This window comes from Picrophilus oshimae DSM 9789 (genome assembly GCF_900176435.1).
Taxonomy (GTDB): domain Archaea; phylum Thermoplasmatota; class Thermoplasmata; order Thermoplasmatales; family Thermoplasmataceae; genus Picrophilus; species Picrophilus oshimae.
In genome coordinates, this window is sequence record NZ_FWYE01000001.1 from 369,002 (window position 1) to 391,526 (window position 22,525).

The following is a 22,525-nucleotide window of genomic DNA, read 5'->3' on the forward strand; positions in this document are numbered from 1 at the left end:
AATGTTATAATAAATATATTAGAAATTAAAAAAATCATAACATAAAATGATTAAGAAAGATCAATGTTTTTAAATATTTTTCAGTATCATATATAAGAGGAACGACCTCTCCGGAAGGCTTTTTGTAAATATGTATTCACTGTCTGAATGTGCGCCGTCCCCAACGGTTCCAAGACCATCAATTACCGGGCAGTAATATGAGCAGAAGTTGCCATCACTTGCACCTGAAACTGAGGCCTCTCCTATTATTATATTATTTTCAATGCATATCCTTTTTATTTTTTCCATTAATTCATCGGTTTTTTTGCTTTTTACCATTGGCGGCCTTATATCATAGCTTATATCTATTCCGTGATTTTCCATTAATTTTTTTATAACGTACTGATCATCACCTGGTTCGTTAAACCTTAAATCGAGGATGCCATAGCAGGTATCAGGTATAACGTTTGATCTTGTTCCACCATGAACGATATCGAGATTTAATTTCCTTTTATTATTGTTCATGGATTTTATTAATGGTATAAGATCAAAAAGACCGTATATTGCATTTATGCCCTTCTCTGGATCGAGTCCGGCATGTGCCGATCTTCCATGAACTGTTATTTTTATTGTGCCAACACCGCTCCTCTCTGTTTTTAACATTCCATTTAATGATGGCTCCATAACAAGGGCATAACATGCATTTCTTGCCTCGTTCTCTATTATCGGCCTGGAAAATTTTGAGTCGATCTCCTCATCTGATGTTATTAGAAGCACCACGCTTTTATTAAGTTCGTTCAATGCGAATTTTAAAGCGTATAATGTTTCTATGATCCCTGACTTCATATCAAAGATCCCGGGGCCATATGCCCTATCGCCAATGATCTTAAAAGGTCTTTTATTTACTGTTCCCTCGTCGAAAACGGTATCGTAATGGCATAACAGCAAAATATTTTTTTCGGAGCCCTTATTTATATACAGTTTTATATCATTACCATTTTCCTTTGATTCTATAATCTCTGGATCAATACCGATAAGATCCTTTATGTATCCAGATAAATATGATGCAAATCCATCCAGCAGGTTTTTATTATAAGAAGGTGTCTCCATCTCTATTAATCTTTTAAGATCATTTAACATGCTTTCTTCATAATTATAGAAATCGTTGATATTCATATAATGCAATAATTATAATTTTTATAAATGTTCCCATGGCATAGATAAAAATTTAAATGTATAATTATTTACTTTTCAATGGATGAGATTGACAGAAAGATCATATTTTATTACCTTCAGGAGGCAAGGGTGCAGCAGAGAAAGATATCAACGGAGCTGAACATATCGCCACAGGTTTTAAAGTACCGGTTTGATAAGCTTGTTAGCAATGGCATAATAAAAAAATTTGTGCTTCACGTTAATCCTGCAGTATATAATAAGAAGGTTGGTTTTGCAGCATTTAAGGGCTCATCTTCTTACAATGACCATGTTTTTACAGAGATAAAATGTCTTGAGGAGCTTTCGATATACGGTTTCTATGGTGATTCTGATGACGAGGTGTCTGAAAATATAAAAAAGGCATCCGGGAAGCTTGGTCCAACAGCCATGAGGTATATACCGGTCATGGATGATCATCCATCACTGAATAAATATGATAACAGCATAATAGAAAGCCTAAGGAAGAATCCAAGAAGATCGGCATCTGAAATAGCCCAGGAGCTTAATTTAAGGTATCACTTTGTCAAGCGCAGGATCAATTACATGCTTAAAAAGAATATAATTTCAATAATACCAATACTTGATCTATCAAAGACAGATATTGTTTTGTTTGGACTCTTCACAATGAATTTTAAGGCGGTATCAAAAATAGTTGAGGATATCACACTTTTTAATGTAAATGATCTTAAGTCAGGAATTTCCATTTGCTTCTCCGAGAGTTTAAGCGGGGCAAAACAGATAATAAATAAATGCCGTGAGATAGATAAAAATATTGATGTAATGGTAATATACGAATACGATTTTTATGATGATTTCAATGAAATTAATTGATAAAAATTTAAAAGGCCATTAAAATTACAATTTTAATGAATTTCGATGTCGTTGTTCTTGGGTCCGGTTATTCCGGACTAAACGCATTTTATAATATAAAATCAAAAAGCAAGGTATTAATAAGCAATAAAAAATATCTTAATTATTACAAATCACATGGTTATAAAAGGATAGAATTGAAAAATATATTAAATGAAAATGTAATCGATATAAAATTTGAAGAGAATCTTGTAAAAACTGATAAAAATGAATACAATTATAAAAATCTTGTAATAGCCCTTGGCTGCTCAAGAACAGACCAGATAAGGTTCCTTGAATATTTGGAAAATCAGGATAATATATCATTGGCCTCTGAAAATGATTTTGATGATTATATATTAATACAGGAGCTCTTTTATTTAAAATATCTTGGTAAAAATGTAAAATACCATGGAAATTACATGAATTTCCTTGGCAACAGGATAAGCTCTGCAATAAAGAGCATAATGGATAGAAACGGCATTGAATTCTCTGAAAGATATGATTTTAAAATACCGAAGTGCATGCCAAATCCATTGTTTAAAGATTTTTTAAGAACCGATTCAAAATTCAGATTGAATAATAACGTTTATGCCATAGGCGATGTAATAGATTCCTGGCCAAAGCTTGGCGAGCTATCCATGAGACACGGAAGGTATGTTGCCGATCTTATAAACGGACTTAATTACGAATTTAAACCGGTATTTATAAATATCATTGATACATATAATGGATCTGCCTTTAGAATAAAGAGCACAAGGCCCTGGAATGGCAATACTGAAAGAATAAGCAAAGGTATTTACGTTCATTACATGAAGGAGTTCCTCCATTATTATTATAAAATAAGGCGTGGTAAAATGGGCTTTCTAACATATATTTAAAATGCAGGGAAACCCAGAGCCGCATCTATTATTATGCCAAGGGCCAGCACAATTGATGCATATATATTATAATAGAAGGCCCTGCCAAAATTGCCTTTATAAGCAAAAATGAATGCCGCAAGCATTATTATACCGTGAAGTGCTGTTGCCGTGTATGATATAAAGTATAATTTATAAACAATGTCTGCCGCAATGGCAAGGGATACAGATATTATTTGATTTATACCTGCAAATTTTAATGCCTTTTTGCCGAGAAGCACGGCAAAGCTGTGCAAATTGTTTTCACGATCATAGTCCATGTCAGGTATATGATTGTAAAGATCGAAGCCAAGGGCCCAGAATACAGTCGCAAAGACAAAAAGCCATGGTATTCTGTATATTATATATAAAGGCCCATGGTTTCCAAGGACAGATATGGCACCTGCCATGACAGATAAACCCTGAATCGATGCTATTTGATAATTTGCAAATGATGTATATCTTTTCATATACGGATAGCTCATTATCACGAGTGCACCTATTGGACTTAGTGCAAGTGCAACCTTGCTTATGAAAACAACGGATGCAAAATAGCCTATTAAACCGATGATTATCATTGTGTATGCATCCTTAACGGTTATCACGCCTGTAACCATTGGCCTTGTCCTTGTCCTTGGATTCTTTGCATCAATGAAGCGATCGGCAAGGTTGTCATTTGTCATCCCTGCTATTCTTATAAAGAATAATGCAACAAATATCAATAACAATAATCTTATTGATGGTATCCCCCTGGCCGCAAGGAATGCGCCAAGATAGGCCATTGGCAGGCTGAATAATGTCTGCTCCAATCTAAGAAATCTAAGCGTAATATAGAACTTGCTCTGTTTATTCTTGACTCCACCAGGGTCCCAGTACACGATTCAGGATTTTTTCACCCCTTATAAATATTGTTTAAAAAAGTTTGAAATATTACGCTTTATAATTATTTAAGACAAATTTTCAAAAATTATGATTTTAGGTTTACTGGTTTATTAAATTAAAAAAATAAATTAAAAAATTTAGCTGTAATAGTTCAGTGCAAGGGCACCTGATCCTGTTGCGGTTCCTGAAAGCTCAAAGCTCACATAAAGTGTGTATGTGCTTGTTGATGATCCAGATAATTTTATTGGGGTTCCAAGAGTGTATGCAGTTGCATTTATAGACAATGTTGTTGATGATGCCGAGCCTGAAACTGTTGCGGGTGATGTTGTAATATATATCGTGACGCCTGATGGAAGCGTTCCATTTATGTACAGTGTGCCTGCAACCGTTGAATTTATGTAAAGCACGTTCAAAAGATAAACAGCACCAGCACCGGCAGTGGTATTAACATCAATTGTTGTACCGCTGGTTATGTTTAAGGGCGATCCTGTTACCGGTGCATATATAAAACCATCTGCATTTGCCGTATTATAATTTGGTCCCTGTGCCATATAAACAACTGGAGCCTCCCCTGAAACTGAAATCGCATGTGTGCTTGTAATAACAACGCTTGCGAAGACTGCTGTAGGAAGGAGTGCAACTATGATTATTGCAAATAATACATATAACCTCTTCTTGTTCATGCTATCAGTGAGTAAATTTTGTCATCTATATAAATTTTTGTATAAATGATTTTAACAATTGAACGATAGAAAATATCATAATATAAATATTATATATTGAATATATAATTTATAAACCGTAATTATATCAATTATAAAAAAGTATTTTAGATAATCTTTTATATTTACAATATATTATTATCGATTTAAATGATAGAGTTCTATTCGAAGGCAAGGCTGCCATCAAGGTTTGGCAGCTTCGAAATATACGTTTTCAAGAACGATGAGAACAAGGATCATGCGGTTATAGTTCATGGTGATGTGAGAGGCAAAAGTGATGTTCCGGTTAGAATACACAGCGAGTGCCTAACCGGTGATGTCCTTGGCTCAATGAGGTGTGACTGCCGTGACCAGCTTATAGAATCACTAAAATACATAGGAAGCCAGCCATACGGCATGCTAATATACATGAGACAGGAGGGACGTGGCATAGGCCTTTTAAACAAGATAAGGGCATACAATTTACAGGATCAGGGACTTGACACAGTTGAGGCAAATCTTGAGCAGGGCCTTCCCGTGGATGAGAGAAAGTACGATTATGCCGTTGATGTAATAAAGTACTTTAACATAGAGAGCATCCAGCTTATAACAAACAATCCTGAAAAACTAAAATACCTTGAGGAGCACGGCATAAAGATAACAAAGAGGATACCAATAATAATACCACCAACAAAGTTTGATGAATTTTATCTCGAGACAAAAAAGGAGAGGATGGGCCATCTATTTTGAGCTCAGCATAAAGCTTAACTCCGAAATTTTTTTTAGTGCATCATATGGTTTTTTTTCTATTGCATCTTTAAAAAAATCTATTGAAATGTCATAATCCCTTACATTTACAGGTTTTGGCACCCCATCCTTTCCGCCAAGACAGAATGAAAACTTTACAGGGTCCTTATATGATGGTTTATCGCCGTATATTATCTCTGCAAGGTATGAGATGGCCCTTATCGTGGATTTGCTGAGGCCCTTTATTTTTATGAAATCATCAAAGTTCTCTGGGTTGTAATCATATATCTTTTTAAGTTTCTTCCATTCTATTTTATAATTAAGGTCCAGTTCCGGTCTTTCATTGAAGTTGTCCAGGGTCCTCTGTTTATCATATTTTGGCATATCATGTATAACATCAATCATGTCCATCCTGTTTTTTTCGCTCTCAATTGATGATAGATCAAGAACATTTTTATTTTCATAGCCAGAGATACCGCTCCTTGAACCGTTGTAAAAATCATTTGGATTTATCCAGTGGTATCTTCTGGCAAGGCCGAGATCAGTGTTCATTCCCTGATTTATAACAGTATAATTTCCATGATAATCCATTATGATAAATTGTATGTATAGATCAAATGAATCCTGTAATAGCTTATTATCTGTTATTCCAGAGAGCCTTGATCCCTTCATTACCCTGTAAAGATCTTTATTATCTACATTGCCTGATCTTTCTATTTCATCGAATTCGTTTTTAATATTTCTGATGTGGCGGCCCTTGCCACCAAGTATTATAATATCATCCTTTTTATTTAAATACTCCTTCATTGCGCCCAAGGTTGCTGTTGTTGTTCCACTTGAGTTCCAGTCAAAACCAATGGCAAGTGAAAATGAATGAAACCAGTACGGATCACTTAAATTTTCAAGAAGTTTCCTTGTTCCAAAATTATCTATAATAATATCTGATAGTATTCCGGATAATTTAACCATCCTTTTATAAAGGTATTCAGGTGGATGGCCGTAGTGAAGTGGCATCACAGAGGTGCCTGTTCTATCCATATAATAAATTATCTTCGATAAATAAAAGCTTTACTATTTATATTAAATTTGCATTTAACATCTGTGAGGGATGTTATAATTGTTGGTGCCGGTCCTGCGGGCTCATACGCTGCATATCTATTATCAAAAAAGGGCTTTGATGTGCTTCAGCTTGAGGAGCATAGGGAGATAGGAAAGCCGGTTGAATGCACCGGGCTTGTATCAAAAAGGGTCTTTAGTATGGTAAGAAGCAGATCAATGATAAATAAGGTTCATGGCGCAAATGTCTACTTTCCAAATAATAAATATATACATGTATCAAAGAATGAGGAAACAATAGTAATGTACAGGGATCAGTTTGACAAGGATGTTGCCGCCATGGCAATAGAAAATGGAACCGATCTGAGAATAAATGCAAGGGCCATTGATGCATCTGTAAACGATGATTTTGCATCTGTTAAGTTCAGGGAGAATGGAAAAATACAGGAGGAGAAAACAAAAATCATTATAGGCGCTGACGGTGTGAACAGCACAGTAAGAAGGTTATTATCAAATGAGAGGCCGTCAAGGATAATATCAACATACCAGGTTGATTCATCTTATAAAATGGATGACCAGGATGATGTAAACGTTTACCTTGGTTCATCCAGCAGCAGGGGATTTTTTGGCTGGGCCGTACCTTCAGGCGATATAACCAGAATAGGGGTTGGCGCCGATCATGATACCGCGATAAAATACTTTAAAAATATAAATAAAAATTTCAATGATAAAATTCTTGGAATAAACGGAAGCCCAATACCGATAAGATATTTAAAGAAAACATACGGAAAAAGGTACATGCTTGTTGGCGATGCTGCCGGCATAGTAAAGCCGCTATCAGGTGGTGGAATATACACAGGAATGATCTCAGGAAAAAATGCGGCCATTGCAGCTGAATCAATAATTGACAGAGAGGACTTCTCAGAAAAATCCATGAGCCTTTATCAAAAACTCTGGAGATCAGAGATAGGCCGTGAGCTTTACATAGATTCAAAAATTCAGGACGTTTTTTCAAGACTTACTGTAAATGACAGGGCACTTAACAGGTTGTATGATATACTCAGCTCTGGACCAATAATAAAGCAGATAAACAGGCTTGGAGACATAGACTATCCATCAAAAATAGCGATATCAATACTTTTGAGGAGGCCCCAGATATTTAGATATATAGTTGGATCACTTTAATATATTATGTTTTCTTTCTTAATAGAATGAACCAGTATATAAAAAAGAATAGAGGCCTCTTTTCAATAATATTCTCAGTCCTTCTTGGAGCTGGTGTATTCACGCTTTCAATATATGTTCCATACGCAGTTTACCTTGTTATATTATTGCCGGTATTCATATTTTTAATAATGCACTTTCTTGGTCTTTATAAATTAAGGCAAAGGCTGCTTGCAGGTGCAATAATAATTATACTTATAACCATGATCTTCGGTGGAATATATACAAACTATATTTACACGCTGGGCGGAACAGAAAAGGCAAATATAAACGGTACTGAGGTTGAAACGATCATAGTGCCATACTCAGGATACACAGGTTTACATAACATAACGGCATTAACAAGCTATAACGGTTCATTAAATAATTCATATCTAGAGATTATATCAGAGACGTCTAATTGCAGGTTTAATATTACATACAATTCAAGCAATGCAATATCCATTGACGGCATGCGGGGTATGTATTACACTGTTAATCTTCCCAGGGGCCTATATTATGTTGTTTACAAGGTTAATAAGAATTATTACATAGACAGCGTTGGGCCTGTAAATACCAGTGAATCCTCACTTTATACATATGCAACGTATGCAATATTGATTAAATACCTGCTCATAGTGATAGTTCTTTACCTGATCGGTGTCTTCTTTGCAAGCTATATACAGAGATCTGCAAAAAGGAACGATATAAATAAGGACAGGTAACAATATAAACTATGTGAATAGATAAATAGATATATAAAATAACATTTTTCTATATATGGTATCAAGAAGGATTCAACTTACAGGCGGCTCAACCTACATAGTTTCGCTACCGTCAAAATGGATAAAGAAGAACAATTTGGGCAAGGGAGACGAGGTTTTTATAGATGAACAGGGAAATAGTATAACAATATACACAAAGACATCAAAAAAGGATGAAAAGATAAAAAAGCTGATAATAAACGGAATACCAAAGGATGAGGATATACAGAGATATTTGATCTCCGGATACATAGCCGGTTATGATTCAATGGTTATATCAAGCCCATTTTACATAAATGAAAAGGTAAGAAACTCAATAAAAAACTTTGCGAAGCTAGTCATAGGCATTGAGATCTTTGAGGAGGATTCAAACAGAATTGTTCTGCAAAATGTTGTTAAATCTGATTCAATGCCGTTAAACAGGGCAATAAAGAGAATGTCATTAAATGTTGAATCAATGATAGGTGATGTTATAAAGGGTATAACAGATGATGATGAGAACCTTCTCAACAATGTAATAGCAAGGGATGATGAGATAGACAGGTTTCAATGGTACATATATAGAGAATCAAGGATCTCAATGGATGATGATAACATATTTTATCTTTTGTTATCAAGGATAATGGAGAGAATAGCGGATCATGCGGTAAATCTTTGTTCAATATGGATAAACAGAAAAAGAAATATAGAAATACCAAAGGCAAAGATCGTTGAAAACCTTAAAGAGGCCTTTAATATCTTTCAGGAGGCCATATCAATGTTTTACTCAAATGAATACAAATCAATAAACAGTATTATATCGAAAAAACAGGAGATTTATAATTCCAGAAAGGATCTGCTCTTTCTGAGCAGCACACAGGACATCATGACCGTATCATTATCTGCCGAGGAGATATCAAGGATAGGCCTCTATGCAACCGACATAGCAGAGCTCTCACTTGATTCGGTCTTTTCATCCAGGGATGAGATCTCAATTTAAATATTATTTAACATCTATTATTCTGCAGCCATCAATTGTTCCCTGAAAGATCTTTGTTGCAAGATGCCTGAATATTCCAACCTCAACAACGCCAGGTATCATCTTTATCTGTGATTCAAGCTCCGGGTCTGTATAACTAAAAACGCAGTCTATTATGTAATTGCCATTGTCGCTTATGAATTTTTTATCATCGCGGAATGATGCCCTGCATCCAAGCCTCTCTATGTTTTCAAGGGTCTTTTCACTCATAAATGGAAGTACCTCCACGGGCAGCGGAAACTTATGAAGCCTTTCAGAGTACTTTGAATGGTCGACAAGAACGTAGAATTCCCTGCTGTTGTATGCAACGATCTTTTCACGCACAAGTGCGCCGCCACCACCCTTTATTAGGTTTCCATATGGATCGAATTCGTCTGCACCATCGAAGTCTATGTCTATATCCTTTATATTATAATCGACCGGTATATTGAATGATCTGCAGAGTTCCTCGCTCTTCTTCGATGTTGGAATTCCGGTTATCCTCAGGCCATTTTTAACAAGCTCTGATAAACCCTCAATGAAGTAGTATGCCGTTGAGCCTGTTCCTATACCTATGCGCATATCGTTCCTGACAAATTTCAGGGCCTCCATGGCGGCCATCCTTTTTTCATTTTCAAACATGTTTGTTAATTATAATATTGGATAAGATTTTTGTTAATTATATAGTGCGATAATCAATAAGAAAACTTTAAATAATCATTATTGCTAACACCTTAAGGAAAAGAGATGAACGAAATAATCAGTTCACTTGAAGAGGAAAAGCCTCCAGGTAGTCCACTTTTATCAGGAGCCTACCTCAGAGGTATAATTGACAGTGATAGGGTTTTTGTTAAATATGAGGGTGCAAATCCAACTGGCACGCAGAAGGACAGAATTTCTGAGAACCATGTTAAGAGGGCGCTGTCTCTTGGAATGAAAACTGTATCTGTTGCAACCTGCGGCAATTACGGGGCATCGATATCGTATTATTCAAGAAAGTATAACATCGATGCTGTTATAGGAATACCTGAGTACTATTCAAATGTTAGATCAAAGGAGATGGTTGCAAACGGTTCAAGGGTAATAAAATATCCTTACAAGTACGAGGAGATCGTTGAATTGTTCCATAAGATCTCAGAGAGGAATGGATGGTATGATGCAAGCCCCGGTTCAAGGAATGATGTTTACGATATTATAGGATATTCAATAATAGCAATAGAGATATATAAACAGCTTGGCCATTCCCCGGATTACATAGCCGTGCCCGTTGGCAATGGAACAACCCTTGCAGGCATATACTATGGCTTCAGGGCCCTTTACGATTATGGATACGCCTCAAATGTCCCGAGATTCATTGCAGCAAGCACCTCTGGCGGTAATCCAATAGTAGAATCATACATGAATGGTTCCAAAAAAATAATGGAATTAAGCGAGGAAAAAATAAGGGAAACAAACGTAAATGAGCCCCTGGTGGCTTACCGCTCATACGATGGGCAAAAGGCCCTTGATGCACTCTATGATACGGACGGTTACGCATTCTATGTAAATGATGATGAAATGATAAATGCATCACATTTAATGAAGATGAATGGACTTTCTGTTTTGCCCGCATCGGCATCTGCGGCCGTTGCCGCGGCGAGGGTATTAAAAAATAACGATGAGTGTGTTATAGTTATAACAGGTCGTGATCACTAATGGATAGGGCAACTTTACTGGCTGAGGGTTTTTTTACAACAACCTATGGAAAGACCGCAAATGGTCTTGTAAGATACAGTAAAAGGTACGATATAACATCTGTTATAGATTCAAGGTACCATGGCATGGATGCCGGCATGCTTTTAATGGGCAGGCCAAATAATATTCCTGTTATATCATCAATAAAGGAGGCACACAACCTTGGATCGGATACAATGATAATAGGTGTTGCAACTGATGGCGGTTTTATACCAAACGAGTACAGAAAGTACATAAAAGAGGCAATATCAATGGGAATGAACATTGTAAGCGGACTGCATGAATACCTGAGCGATGACCCGGAGTTTAGAAAGCTTGCCAAGATATACAATGTTAAATTAATCGATGTAAGAAAGATGTTTGAATCATATAAATACTCGTTCACCGGAAGAATAAAGGATGTAAAATCAAAAAAGATAGCGGTTCTTGGTACCGATAGCGCAATAGGAAAAAGAACGACTGCCATATACCTGAACGAGGCCATAAACAATGCAGGTAAAAAATCAGTAATGATAGGCACAGGGCAAACATCATGGATGCAGGGATTTAAGTACACCGTTGTTATGGACTCGATAATAAACGATTTTGTTGCCGGCTCTCTTGAATACATAACATTAAAGGCCTGGGATGAGGAAAGGCCGGATTACATGTTCCTTGAGGGCCAGGGCTCGATAATACATCCGGCTTATCCTGGAGGCTTTGAGATCATAGGTGCACTTAGACCGGATGCAATAATACTTCAGCATGCACCAAAGAGGAAATATTACGATGGCTTCCCGGAATTTGAGATACCGCCTCTTGAAAGATACATAAAGGTTCTTGAGTTAATATCAGATAAACCTGTTATAGCGATATCACTGAACAGGGAAAATATGACAGACGATGAGGTCCAGTCTGAAAAGGAAAGCCTGGAAAAAAGGTATAATATACCGGTCTTTGATCCACTCAAAGAATTTGAGCGCATGAGAGAGGTAATTGCAAGCCTTTAAGTGTTTTTATGTACGCTGAAAGTGTAATTTCTTTTAAAAATATCACTGTTTCCGTATTAAATATAACAAGTAGAAGGATATACGGAAGCATAGGCATAGAAAATGCTGATGGTTCAAGGGATGATTTTAAGATTATTTTTAGCTACGATGATGACATAGACGTTGATGAGTCAACAGCAGGGCTTATACTAACAATGCCTGTTATAAACTATGCCTACTTCTCAAGGGAAATCACATTGAACTTTGATTTGTCATACGAGGATAAAAGTTTAATAGAAAGATTCATAAAAATAAACAATCATGAGGTTTTTATAAACAAAATTATAAACCGCAGGTATGATTTTATATTAAATGAATACATACCAGATGATTCTGATATAAATGAAAAGAATGCCAGTGGAATAACAGTTTTAAATGCAAATGCAAGGCCAAATAATAAGGGATTTGAAACCAATAAAAACAGGGTTGCCATAATGTCTTCTGGGGGCAAGGAAAGCCTTCTTGGCTATGGCATTTTAAACGAGATTGGTGCTGAAACCTACGCATTTTACTTTGAAGAATCCGGTTCACACTGGCTGACCGCAAAAACAGCCTATGATTACTATTCAAGGCATTTCAAGAACGTTTTTAAGATCTGGTCAAATGTGGATAGATTCTATAAGTTTATGAATCTAAAATTAAAAATTATTGATAAATCAAAAATTAATATAAGGGCAGACGACTATCCAATACAGGTCTTTATATTTCCTGTATATATATTCTCGATGATACCATTTATGAAAAAATACGGCATTGGAAACATAGTTATGGGGGATGAATTCGATGATCCCAGGCAGATGAAGTTATTCCACGGTATGAAGTATTACTATGGTATATTCGATCAAACCGTTGATTTCAACGATATGATGACCGATTATTTTAAATTAACTGGCAAAGACATAGATGTTTATTCAATAGTTTATCCAATAACAGGAAGCCTTGAGGAAAAAATACTAATGGAAAGGTACCATGATCTGTTTTTGAACCAGAGATCATGCCATTCATGCCATATAAAGGACGGAAGGATAGTTCCATGCGGTAAATGCACAAAATGCCTTGGCATACTGCTCTTCATTCTTGCAAACAACGGCGACCCAGGGGAGATAGGGTATTCCAATAACGATATAAGATTGCTTCCAAGAAGGTTAAAAAAGGCAAGGCTGAGGCTTGATCCTGATGAGATAAAATATACAGAATCAAGAATAGGCATAATTAATGATAATGACTATAATCATGTTGCAGGCATTCACATAATGCCATATGAAAATAGTATATTATCAAAGGTTCCAGAGATGTACAGGGATAATATATTTAAAATATTCAATGAGTACAGTTCAGGAATTTACAAATTAAACAATAATAAATGGGAGAGGATATCCTAAAAGTACATATCCTCTGTTTTTTTTATATCCTCCTGGGTTCTGCATCTTTCATAATCAGATAATGGCATCATGTTTACACTTAAAAATGTCTGCGCCCATGAAAATTTTTCAAGAATCTTAGAAGCCTCATCATGCCTGCCAAGAATGTAAAGAGCGGCGGCAGCGGCCTCAACCGATGATAGTTTTCCAGGCCTTCCATAGTTCACGGGGTTTACAGGCAGCAGCAATGGGAGCCTTCTTGCATTCAATGGCCTTATTCTTGATATATCATTTATTGAATTCCATGAGGTTTCAAGAATGCAGAGGCCATAGGCACTGTAAAGCCCTGAATCTTTGTTATTTAGATATATTTCGCTGTACGGTGTTAAAACGATCTTTTTACCGATTGCTTTTAATGGTATGTGCCTTGCGAGGCTAAAGCGCTCAAGCTTCCTCATTGTTGCCTTTTTTGGATCGTCCATGTGGAAATCCACGTAATATATCACGGTATTCAAATATGTCATTGTATATAAATTCAGTGTTTATAATTTAATACTCCATGGATAATATTTTATAAATCAATGAAAACATTTATTAAAACATTTTTACTTTATAACAATGCATTATATAGTTATAACCGGTGGTGTTATATCAGGGCTTGGCAAGGGTACGATCACCTCAAGCCTTTCATATCTTTTAAAGAATAGCGGCTTTAAGGTAACAAACATAAAGATAGACCCGTACATAAATTACGATGCAGGCACAATGAACCCATACCAGCATGGAGAGGTCTTTGTCCTTGACGATGGCAGCGAGGTCGATCTCGACCTTGGCAACTATGAGAGGTTCCTTGATACTGATCTAACAGGTAATAATAACATAACAACAGGAAAGATTTACAAAAGCGTTATAGAAAGGGAAAGGCATGGCGATTATCTTGGAAAAACTGTTCAGATAATACCGCATATAACCAATGAAATAAAGGAAAGAATTAAAAAGGCATCCAGCGGCTATGATATAGCATTAATAGAGGTCGGTGGAACCGTCGGTGACATAGAATCAATGCCATTCATAGAGGCTGTAAGGCAGTTAAGGTCAACGGATGACGTTATATACAGCCACGTAACTTTGGTTCCCGAGATAAACGGTGAGCAGAAAACAAAGCCAACACAGCACAGTGTTAAGGAATTAAGATCCCTTGGCATATCTCCTGATATACTATTCTGCAGATCTGAAAAGCCCCTTGGAAAGGACGTTATTGAAAAGATCTCGCTGTTCACGGACGTCCCTGCAAGCGGAATAATAAGCATGTACAATGTAAAAAATGTGTACATGATCCCTGAAATAATGATGCGCCAGGGTATTTTAGAATACATAAAGAAGAGAACCGGGACATCGAATCATAATTTAGATTACACATGGAGGAACTTTGTTGAGAATATAAAGAATCCGGCAGAATCGGTTGACATTGCAATAGTTGGCAAGTACATAGAGCTCCAGGATGCATATATAAGCCACAAGGAGGCATTTTCACATGTAACAGGAAACACTGGAATATCGGTTAACATACACTGGGTTGATGCTGATAAGCTCTTAAACAGTACACATGATCTTAAAAATGTTGATGGCATACTTGTCCCGGGCGGCTTCGGCTACCGCGGTGTTGAGGGAAAGATCATAGCCGCAAGGTATGCCAGGGAGAATAGAATACCATATTTAGGCATATGCCTTGGATTCCAGGTTTCTGTAATAGAAATATCAAGGTCATTGCTTGGATTAAAGGGTGCAAACAGCACAGAATTTGATAATAATACCGATTATCCTGTAATAGATATACTTCCGGAGCAGAGCAATATAAGCGATCTTGGCGGCACAATGCGCCTTGGCTCAAAAAAGGTATTAATAAAAGATGGAACCCTCGCAAAAAACATTTATAAATCAGATATAATATACGAGAGGCACAGGCACAGGTACGAGGTAAACCCGGATTACATAGAAAGACTGGAGGATTCAGGTGTGATATTCTCCGGAACAGACGATGAAAAGATACGCATGGAGATACTCGAGTTATCAGACCGTGATAATTACATAGCAACACAGTACCATGCAGAGTTTAAATCCAGACCATTGAACCCATCGAAAGTGCACATGCACCTTGTGCTGAAGGCCCTCGAATACAGGAGGAATATTTATGAAAGAAACACTTCAGGAATTAGTAGATAAGGCAAATAATAAGATAAAGGATGACCCAAAGTACGCTGATAAGCTTAAAAATGTAAATAAAACAATAACAATAACATTCGATGATAAGGAAACATACCATTTTAAGGTTGAGAACGGCCATATAACAAACCCGGAGGAGGGAAAGGTCCCTGCGGACATTGAGGTAAGTGTCTCATCAGAGAACTTTAAAAAGATATTAAACAAGGAAATGAATGCAATGGATGCATATTTAAATAAAAAGATTATAATAAAATCGTCTCTAATGGATAAGTTATTATTAAGTGATCTATTAAAGTAGTGATGATAGATCACTCCCTTTTTGATTACAATGAAAGATTAAGAAAGGAAACATATGAATGCTATGAAATAGCAAAAAAGGCAAGGGCCATGGGCCTTGATGTCTCAGATGAGGTTGAGATACCCATTGCAAATGACATGGCCGAACGCGTTGAGGAATTAATACATATAAGCGGCATTGCAGGTGAGATTAGAGAGCTTTCAAAATCCATGTCCAGGGAGGAATTATCTCTTCATATATCAAAAAAGGTTGCATCACTTTTAAAGGATAACAGGGTTGAGGCACTTGACAAGGCTGTCCGTGTTGGTCTTGCGATTTTAACAGAGGGCATACTTGTGGCCCCACTTGAGGGCATAAAGGATGTAAAGATAAATAAAAATGATGACGGGACAGAATACGTTTCAATTGTTTATTCAGGACCGATAAGAAGTGCCGGCGGCACGGCGCAGGCATTAAGCGTGCTTATCGCAGATATAGTTAGAAGGGAATTAAACATAGGATCATTTTCGCCCACAGATGATGAGATTGAGAGATACATAGAGGAAGTAGAGGCATACAATAGATTAAAGCATCTGCAATACATGCCAACACCTGATGAGATAAGACTTGTTTTAAAGAATTCTCCTGTAATGATAGATGGCGAGGGCAGCGAGGAAGAAGAGGTATCAGGCCACAGGGATATGAAGAGGATAACAACGAACAGGATAAGGGGTGGCATGTGCCTTGTACTCTGCGAGGGTTTAATACAGAAGGCAAAAAAGGTGCTAAAATACACAAATGTAATGCATCTAAATGAATGGAATATCCTTGAGAACATAGGAAAGAATAAAAGCGATGAGAAAACAGAGAACAAGTCCGAGAAATACTTAAAGGATATTATAGCCGGCAGGCCCGTCTTCGGTTACCCGAACAGGCCAGGTGGCTTCAGATTAAGATATGGCCGTTCAAGGATTTCAGGACTTGCAGCTGCTTCGATAAATCCTGTTACCATGAAGGTTCTAAACGATTTTATTGCCATAGGGTCCCAGATAAAGGTTGAGCTGCCAGGAAAGGCCGCGGCTATAACACCATGCGATTCAATAAATGGCCCGATGGTCTTAACAAGATCCGGGGATCATATAAAGGTAAAAAGCATTGAGCAGGCGGAGAAGATAAAAAACGATATAGAAAGAATAACAGATCTTGGCGAGATATTAATTGCATACGGAGACTTTCTTGAAAACAATAGAAACCTCGATTTATCTCCGTTTACAAGGGAGTGGTGGGAGTACTATTTAAATGATGAGCTGTCAATTTATAAAAGCAGGGATCCGGACCAGTTCGATGCGGTTAATATATCAAGGAAATATAAGATACCAATGTTTCCAGGATACGATTACTTCTGGCATGATATCACAATGGAGGAGCTTAATTTATTAATAAATGCAATAGCAAATGGAATTATAAATGATGATTCCATGATGCTTGATGCCTCAGTCTCCGAGATATTAATAAAGCTCGGCATTGAATTTAAAAAGCATAATAATAAATTAATTCTGCATGAGTACTATCCATTAATTGTATCCTGCGGCTTTGATTTAATCAATGAAAAAATTGTAAAGGTAAGTGATGAAAGGAAAAACGACGTTTTAGGCACAGTTAATGCCCTTTCAGGCATTGAGATAAAGCCAAGGGCTCCGGTGCGTGTTGGTGCCAGGCTTGGAAGGCCGGAAAAGGCCGGAGATAGAAAGATGAAGCCAAAGGTTCATGGACTGTTTCCATTAATGAACTATGGCGGTTCGACAAGATCAATAATAAACGCCGCAAGATCCGGCTCAATCATGGATATCGAGCTCGGTGCAAGGATATGCAGGGTATGCGGCACCGAGACCCCATTCGTAAGATGCCCGAAATGTGGCATGCCAACAGAGGATTCTGATTCAGAGAAAAAATTTAAGATAGACATATCAAAGGCTCTTGATGATGCAGCCTTAAGGGTTTCCACGGACATTGGCACCATAAAGGAATTAAAGGGCGTTAAAAAGTTAATGTCAAGGAGATCAGTAATTGAACCACTGGAAAAGGCCATATTAAGGGCAAAGCACGGCATATCAATAAATAAGGATGGAACATGCCGCTATGATATGTCAGATATACCTATAACACATTTCAAATACAATGAGATATCATTAACAAGGCAAAGGCTCATGGAGCTTGGATACAGTGATTCTGATATAAATGAGATATATCCACAGGATATAATCATACCAAGGGACGCTGCCTCATACCTTTTAAATGTTTCAAAGTTTATCGACGATCTGCTTGTCAATTATTATGGCCTTGGACCTTATTACATGTGCAACAGCGAGGATGACCTCATAGGCCATCTTGTAATAGGGCTTGCGCCTCACACATCTGGAGGTATAGTTGGCAGAATCATAGGATTTTCGGATGTTAATGGTTGCTATGCACATCCATTCTTCCATGCTGCAAAGAGAAGGAACTGCGATGGTGATGAGGATAGCATAATGCTGCTTTTGGATGGATTATTAAACTTTTCAAAGAAGTACCTGCCATCAACAACAGGCGGCCTTATGGATGCACCGCTGGTTCTAACGCTCATACTTGATCCAGAGGAGATCGATAAGGAGGCACTAAACGTTGACACACTGCAAAGGTATCCTCTCGATTTTTATATTGCCACTGAGAAGAATGCACCTCCGGCAAGCATAGAAAACATGATGAAGACCATGAAAGTTTTGATAAGGGATGGAAGGTACACAGGGATTTCATATTCCTTTGATACAGGTGATATATCATCCGGTACCAGGCTTTCAGCATATAAAACAATAGGCTCAATGGAGGAAAAGATAGAAAAGCAGCTGGGCCTTGCAAGGATATTAAGATCTGTTGATGAAAACGATGTTGCAGCCCGTGTGCTATCATCACATTTCCTTCCTGATATATATGGAAATTTCAGAAGCTTCTTTACCCAGGAATTTAGATGCACAAAATGCAATGCCAAGTACCGCAGGGTTCCCCTCTCAGGAAGATGCCTGAGATGTGGTTCATCGAATATAATATTAACAATACATCACGGCAGCATAGTAAAGTACCTTAATGAAACAAAGAAGGTAATGAACGAATATAAATTGCCTGATTACCTGGTTTTTAGAATAAACAGGTTATTGGAGCAGATAGAGAGCACATTTGACATTGAAAATGGCAATGACACTACCCTTGATGCATTAATTGAAAATGAATAGAAATATTTATATAACAATTTATTTATTTTAGATTGTGGATTACAGGCATGATTTGATCATAAAGCTTTACGATGCGCTCATAAAGAATGGTTTTAATGTATCAGAGCCTGATTTATACGGCCTTGTTACCTTTGATCTAATATGCAGGCGTAATGATGAAAAGTACATAATAAAGGTTTTATATAATATAGACACGTTCAGCAGGCTTAGCATATCATCTTTAATGGCCATGGCCAGCGTTACAAAATCAAGCATAATAGTAATAGGTGAAAAGAGCGGTAGCGGGAGGCTTGAGGATGGAATACTATATTACAGGCATCATATACCAATAATGTCATTTAAAACGTTTATTGATTACATAAACGGTGAGAGCCCATATATATATTCTGCGCCAGGTGGATACTATGTATCCATAGACGGGGATAAGATGAGAAGGATAAGGGAGTTAAAGGGTTACTCTGTTGGATATTTATCATCAAAGCTTGGCATATCAAGGAGATCAATATCACTTTACGAATCAGGAAGCTCTGCAACCATAGACATCTATTTAAAGCTTGAGGAAACACTTGGCGAGGATCTGACAAAGGACATAGATATAAGAAACGAAAAATATGATTATAATATAAAGGACGATATAAAGGATGTTTTTATAAGGGAAACGTTCCAGATGCTTTCAGCACTTGGCTATTCCTATGAATACATAAAGAAATCCCCATTTGATGGATTTTCATATGATCCTGAAACCATGTTCATGCTTGGTATATTTAATAATTACATGGAAAATGAGAGGATAATCTCAATAAAAAAGATCAGCCAGGTTTTAAATAACATACCATTGATTATACAAAAGGAGTATACTGAAAAGGAGAATATCTATGGATGCCCTGTTGTCTCAATATCTGAGTTAAGGAGCATGGGCAGCATGTCCGCATTTAAAAAATTAATAGAGAAGAGATACAGTTACGATTAATATGGCCAGGGAGGATTATATAAGAAACAATGTCCTGCTCTTTGCGGGCATAAAGGGATTGATTGAGGATGGAAACGAATTAAGGAAGGATCTGCTGTTCTTCAGGCCAGAGATTATATATATAACGCTATCAAAAGAGGAGATAGATGGCCTGAGATACTTTATTAAAAATCCCTTTGAGATGACCCTTTCAGATTACGAGATATTATACGGTGTTAATTTATCAAGATACGGCGAGGTTATGACGCCGCCACCGACATACATAGAGGCCGTTAAATATGCCGATGAAAATGATATAGAAATAGAACCCTTGGATATGAATGAGGAATTATATGAAAGGGAGTACTCAAACAGCATTAAAACGTTTGATTTAATAATGCATTCTTTAAGAAAGCGCAGGATAAAGAACAAGATATTCAGGGCAGACAGTGCCGAGGAATTCGTTGATCTATGGAACAGCTATGTTGATTTGCATGGGTTTAAAAGGCTTTACATGAAAAGGCTTGATTATATAAGAACCGGTATAGACAATGCATTAAAAAACTCTGATAAAAGGATAATGATAATCATTGATTATGATTTCTATAAAGACATTAAAAAATCTTATATGTAATAGTATTCACCCTTTTCCTTCTGCTCCCTGTCCAGTGCACTGTCCGTTTTGTTTATTCTTGGCCTCTTGGTTATCTCGTCCCTTCTAAATGTAACGCCTATGTCCTTTAAAAATAAATTCATGCCGGATCTCATGTCCATCGGGCCAAATGACTCGCCGCTCCTTCCAGGGGAGCCCTTAAAAACGATCAGTGCGTCTGATATGAGATCGATTAGATATATATCATGATCGACAACTATTGCACTTTTTTTGCTGTTTTCTATTGCACGCCTTATAATCTTTGCAACGTTGATTCTATAAGATGCATCAAGATGCGCGGAGGGCTCGTCTATTAGATAAAGATCGGCGTCCAGTGATAGCGTTAACGCTATGGAAAGCCTTTGCAGCTCGCCGCCTGAAAGATCGCTGACGTTCTTCTCGTGAAGCTCCTCTATGTTTAACGGAAACATGATCTCGTTTATTATAAATGGATCCGAAAGCCTCTCCTTTAATGTGTTTGAAAGCATCTCGTAAACTGTGCCATCGTAATCAGATGATATGTACTGTGGTTTGTATGCAACTTTTACCTGTTTATTCACAGATCCATTATCAGGGGTTACAACACCTGCAAGCATCTTAACAAACGTGGTCTTTCCAAGTGCGTTTTCACCAAGAATGCCTATAATTTCCTCACGGTTAATGAATCCTGGGTTTATTCTTAGCTCAAAGGTCTTGTATCTTTTATAAAGCGATTCCCATGATGATGCCTGAACTGAGACATTTGTCCTCTTGCTTGATTTTACCGAGAACTCTATACTGTAAGGCCTTATTCTTACATTTTCTTCCTTTAAATAGCCCTCCAAAAATGAGTTTATCGCCTTTGATGGCGATTTCTGCTGCGTTATTACACCGTAGGCACCTGGCTCACCATAGACAAGGTGTATTTCATCTGCTATCTTATCAAGTATTGCAAGATCGTGCTCAACAATCATTACAATCTTGCTTTCTGATAGCCTTTTTACTATGTTTGAAACCCTGAGCCTCTCACCTATGTCAAGATATGACGTCATCTCATCAAAGAGATATATATCGCCGTCCTTCATTAATGACCTTGCTATTGCCAGCTTTTGCAGCTCACCGCCTGAAAGATCCCTAACATCATGGTCAAGATAGTTCTCCATTGCCAGCTCTGAAACGATTTCGTCCATGTTTCCATGGTTTGTTTCATTGAGTATGTCACGAACAGTGCCGGATACAACCCTTGGTATCATATCAACATACTGGCTTTTCAAGACAGCCTTTTTATTGCCATTATAAAGATCCTTAAAGTACTGGCCCATAACACTTTTTGAAAAGTATTCTATAACACCGTCCTTATCAGGCTTTTTATTGTAATTCCCAAAATTTGGTATTATTATTCCAGATAGTATATTTAATGTTGTTGTTTTCCCCAGGGCGTTCTGTCCAAGTATCGCCGATACCTTACCTTTTGAAAGCATCGGTATTGAGTAAAGCCGGAATGTATCAAGGCCGTATTGATGAAGTATCTTTTTATTTAATTCATCAGGTATTGTAACAATCTTTATCGCATTGAATGGGCATCGCCTGACACAGATGCCACAGCCTATGCACAGGTTTTCTGTTATAACAGGCTGTGCATCCACGTCTGGAAATTCTATTGTCTTTGATCCGCTCCTCACCGGCGGGCAGTAGTAACGACACTCATGATTGCATTTTTTAGGATGACACCTGTCACGGTCAAGAATGGCTATATGCATAATC

Annotated in this window: 21 protein-coding genes; 14 read left to right on the forward strand and 7 right to left on the reverse strand. The window is 37.2% G+C overall.

The window, feature by feature from the left end:
- Positions 1 to 69: 69 nt before the first annotated feature.
- Complete coding sequence (locus tag B8780_RS02055) at positions 70 to 1,155, reverse strand: M20/M25/M40 family metallo-hydrolase (RefSeq protein WP_084272477.1); 1,086 nt, start codon at positions 1,153 to 1,155, stop codon at positions 70 to 72.
- A 78-nt stretch (positions 1,156 to 1,233) separates the two neighbouring features.
- On the opposite strand from B8780_RS02055, the gene B8780_RS02060 reads away from it, so the two are divergent.
- Both B8780_RS02060 and B8780_RS02065 read left to right on the forward strand, forming a co-directional pair.
- Positions 1,234 to 2,025, forward strand: coding sequence for a winged helix-turn-helix transcriptional regulator (locus B8780_RS02060; protein ID WP_084272478.1), 792 nt, complete (start codon positions 1,234 to 1,236; stop codon positions 2,023 to 2,025).
- A gap of 35 nt (positions 2,026 to 2,060) precedes the next feature.
- On the forward strand, positions 2,061 to 2,924 hold the full coding sequence (locus B8780_RS02065; RefSeq protein WP_084272479.1) for an NAD(P)/FAD-dependent oxidoreductase: 864 nt from the start codon (positions 2,061 to 2,063) through the stop codon (positions 2,922 to 2,924).
- On the opposite strand, the gene B8780_RS02070 is transcribed toward B8780_RS02065, so the two are convergent.
- Both B8780_RS02070 and B8780_RS02075 read right to left on the reverse strand, forming a co-directional pair.
- A complete protein-coding gene (locus B8780_RS02070) occupies positions 2,921 to 3,820 on the reverse strand; it encodes a 4-hydroxybenzoate octaprenyltransferase (RefSeq protein WP_011177373.1) in 900 nt (299 codons plus the stop codon). The two genes, B8780_RS02065 and B8780_RS02070, sit on opposite strands and share 4 nt — an antisense overlap.
- A gap of 141 nt (positions 3,821 to 3,961) precedes the next feature.
- Positions 3,962 to 4,507, reverse strand: coding sequence for a hypothetical protein (locus tag B8780_RS02075; RefSeq protein WP_084272480.1), 546 nt, complete (start codon positions 4,505 to 4,507; stop codon positions 3,962 to 3,964).
- A 189-nt stretch (positions 4,508 to 4,696) separates the two neighbouring features.
- Between B8780_RS02075 and ribA the strand changes: the two genes are divergently transcribed.
- Positions 4,697 to 5,275 carry a GTP cyclohydrolase II gene (gene ribA / locus B8780_RS02080; protein WP_084272481.1) on the forward strand — a complete coding sequence of 193 codons (579 nt, stop codon included), beginning with the start codon at positions 4,697 to 4,699 and terminating at the stop codon, positions 5,273 to 5,275.
- Here ribA and B8780_RS02085 read toward each other — a convergent pair.
- Positions 5,267 to 6,310 (reverse strand): DUF763 domain-containing protein, encoded by a 1,044-nt coding sequence (locus tag B8780_RS02085; protein WP_084272482.1) that lies wholly within the window; start codon positions 6,308 to 6,310, stop codon positions 5,267 to 5,269. The two genes, ribA and B8780_RS02085, sit on opposite strands and share 9 nt — an antisense overlap.
- Before the next feature lie 63 nt (positions 6,311 to 6,373).
- Here B8780_RS02085 and B8780_RS02090 point away from each other — a divergent pair, with 63 nt between their 5' ends.
- Genes B8780_RS02090 through B8780_RS02100 form a run of 3 tightly spaced genes read left to right on the forward strand, consistent with a single transcriptional unit; the run spans position 6,374 to position 9,274 of the window.
- The gene (locus B8780_RS02090; protein ID WP_011177369.1) at positions 6,374 to 7,513 is read left to right on the forward strand and encodes a geranylgeranyl reductase family protein; all 1,140 of its coding nucleotides are present in this window, start codon (positions 6,374 to 6,376) and stop codon (positions 7,511 to 7,513) included.
- Between the two features lie 26 nt (positions 7,514 to 7,539).
- Positions 7,540 to 8,256 (forward strand): hypothetical protein, encoded by a 717-nt coding sequence (locus B8780_RS02095; RefSeq protein ID WP_011177368.1) that lies wholly within the window; start codon positions 7,540 to 7,542, stop codon positions 8,254 to 8,256.
- Between the two features lie 55 nt (positions 8,257 to 8,311).
- Positions 8,312 to 9,274 carry a phosphate signaling complex PhoU family protein gene (locus tag B8780_RS02100; protein WP_084272483.1) on the forward strand — a complete coding sequence of 321 codons (963 nt, stop codon included), beginning with the start codon at positions 8,312 to 8,314 and terminating at the stop codon, positions 9,272 to 9,274.
- 3 nt (positions 9,275 to 9,277) lie between these two features.
- On the opposite strand, the gene rpiA is transcribed toward B8780_RS02100, so the two are convergent.
- The gene (gene rpiA, locus B8780_RS02105) at positions 9,278 to 9,934 is read right to left on the reverse strand and encodes a ribose-5-phosphate isomerase RpiA (RefSeq protein WP_084272484.1); all 657 of its coding nucleotides are present in this window, start codon (positions 9,932 to 9,934) and stop codon (positions 9,278 to 9,280) included.
- A gap of 105 nt (positions 9,935 to 10,039) precedes the next feature.
- Between rpiA and B8780_RS02110 the strand changes: the two genes are divergently transcribed.
- The 3 genes from B8780_RS02110 to B8780_RS02120 are packed head-to-tail and all read left to right on the forward strand — an operon-like array spanning position 10,040 to position 13,436.
- Positions 10,040 to 10,987: a pyridoxal-phosphate dependent enzyme gene (locus B8780_RS02110; RefSeq protein ID WP_084272485.1), complete on the forward strand. Its 948-nt coding sequence runs from the start codon at positions 10,040 to 10,042 to the stop codon at positions 10,985 to 10,987.
- Positions 10,987 to 12,015 (forward strand): N-acetyltransferase DgcN family protein, encoded by a 1,029-nt coding sequence (locus tag B8780_RS02115; RefSeq protein ID WP_084272486.1) that lies wholly within the window; start codon positions 10,987 to 10,989, stop codon positions 12,013 to 12,015. Before B8780_RS02110 ends, B8780_RS02115 begins: the two co-directional genes overlap by 1 nt.
- 8 nt (positions 12,016 to 12,023) lie before the next feature.
- Positions 12,024 to 13,436 (forward strand): metal-binding protein, encoded by a 1,413-nt coding sequence (locus B8780_RS02120; RefSeq protein WP_084272487.1) that lies wholly within the window; start codon positions 12,024 to 12,026, stop codon positions 13,434 to 13,436.
- Here the strand turns inward: B8780_RS02120 and B8780_RS02125 are convergent.
- Positions 13,433 to 13,921, reverse strand: coding sequence for a DUF367 family protein (locus B8780_RS02125; protein ID WP_236719354.1), 489 nt, complete (start codon positions 13,919 to 13,921; stop codon positions 13,433 to 13,435). The genes B8780_RS02120 and B8780_RS02125 overlap by 4 nt on opposite strands.
- 112 nt (positions 13,922 to 14,033) lie before the next feature.
- Between B8780_RS02125 and pyrG the strand changes: the two genes are divergently transcribed.
- From pyrG to B8780_RS02150, 5 genes are read left to right on the forward strand one after another with little or no spacing between them, the layout of a single operon-like run.
- A complete protein-coding gene (gene pyrG / locus B8780_RS02130) occupies positions 14,034 to 15,638 on the forward strand; it encodes a glutamine hydrolyzing CTP synthase (protein WP_084272488.1) in 1,605 nt (534 codons plus the stop codon).
- The gene (locus tag B8780_RS02135) at positions 15,607 to 15,936 is read left to right on the forward strand and encodes an SCP2 sterol-binding domain-containing protein (protein WP_084272489.1); all 330 of its coding nucleotides are present in this window, start codon (positions 15,607 to 15,609) and stop codon (positions 15,934 to 15,936) included. Before pyrG ends, B8780_RS02135 begins: the two co-directional genes overlap by 32 nt.
- Positions 15,937 to 15,938: 2 nt before the next feature.
- A complete protein-coding gene (locus B8780_RS02140) occupies positions 15,939 to 19,181 on the forward strand; it encodes a DNA polymerase II large subunit (protein ID WP_084272490.1) in 3,243 nt (1,080 codons plus the stop codon).
- 34 nt (positions 19,182 to 19,215) lie between these two features.
- Positions 19,216 to 20,151: a transcriptional regulator gene (locus tag B8780_RS02145; protein ID WP_084272491.1), complete on the forward strand. Its 936-nt coding sequence runs from the start codon at positions 19,216 to 19,218 to the stop codon at positions 20,149 to 20,151.
- A 1-nt stretch (position 20,152) separates the two neighbouring features.
- Positions 20,153 to 20,764, forward strand: a complete 612-nt coding sequence (locus B8780_RS02150) for a hypothetical protein (protein WP_084272492.1) — start codon at positions 20,153 to 20,155, stop codon at positions 20,762 to 20,764.
- On the opposite strand, the gene B8780_RS02155 is transcribed toward B8780_RS02150, so the two are convergent.
- The gene (locus B8780_RS02155) at positions 20,755 to 22,521 is read right to left on the reverse strand and encodes a ribosome biogenesis/translation initiation ATPase RLI (RefSeq protein ID WP_011177356.1); all 1,767 of its coding nucleotides are present in this window, start codon (positions 22,519 to 22,521) and stop codon (positions 20,755 to 20,757) included. The genes B8780_RS02150 and B8780_RS02155 overlap by 10 nt on opposite strands.
- Positions 22,522 to 22,525 lie beyond the last annotated feature (4 nt).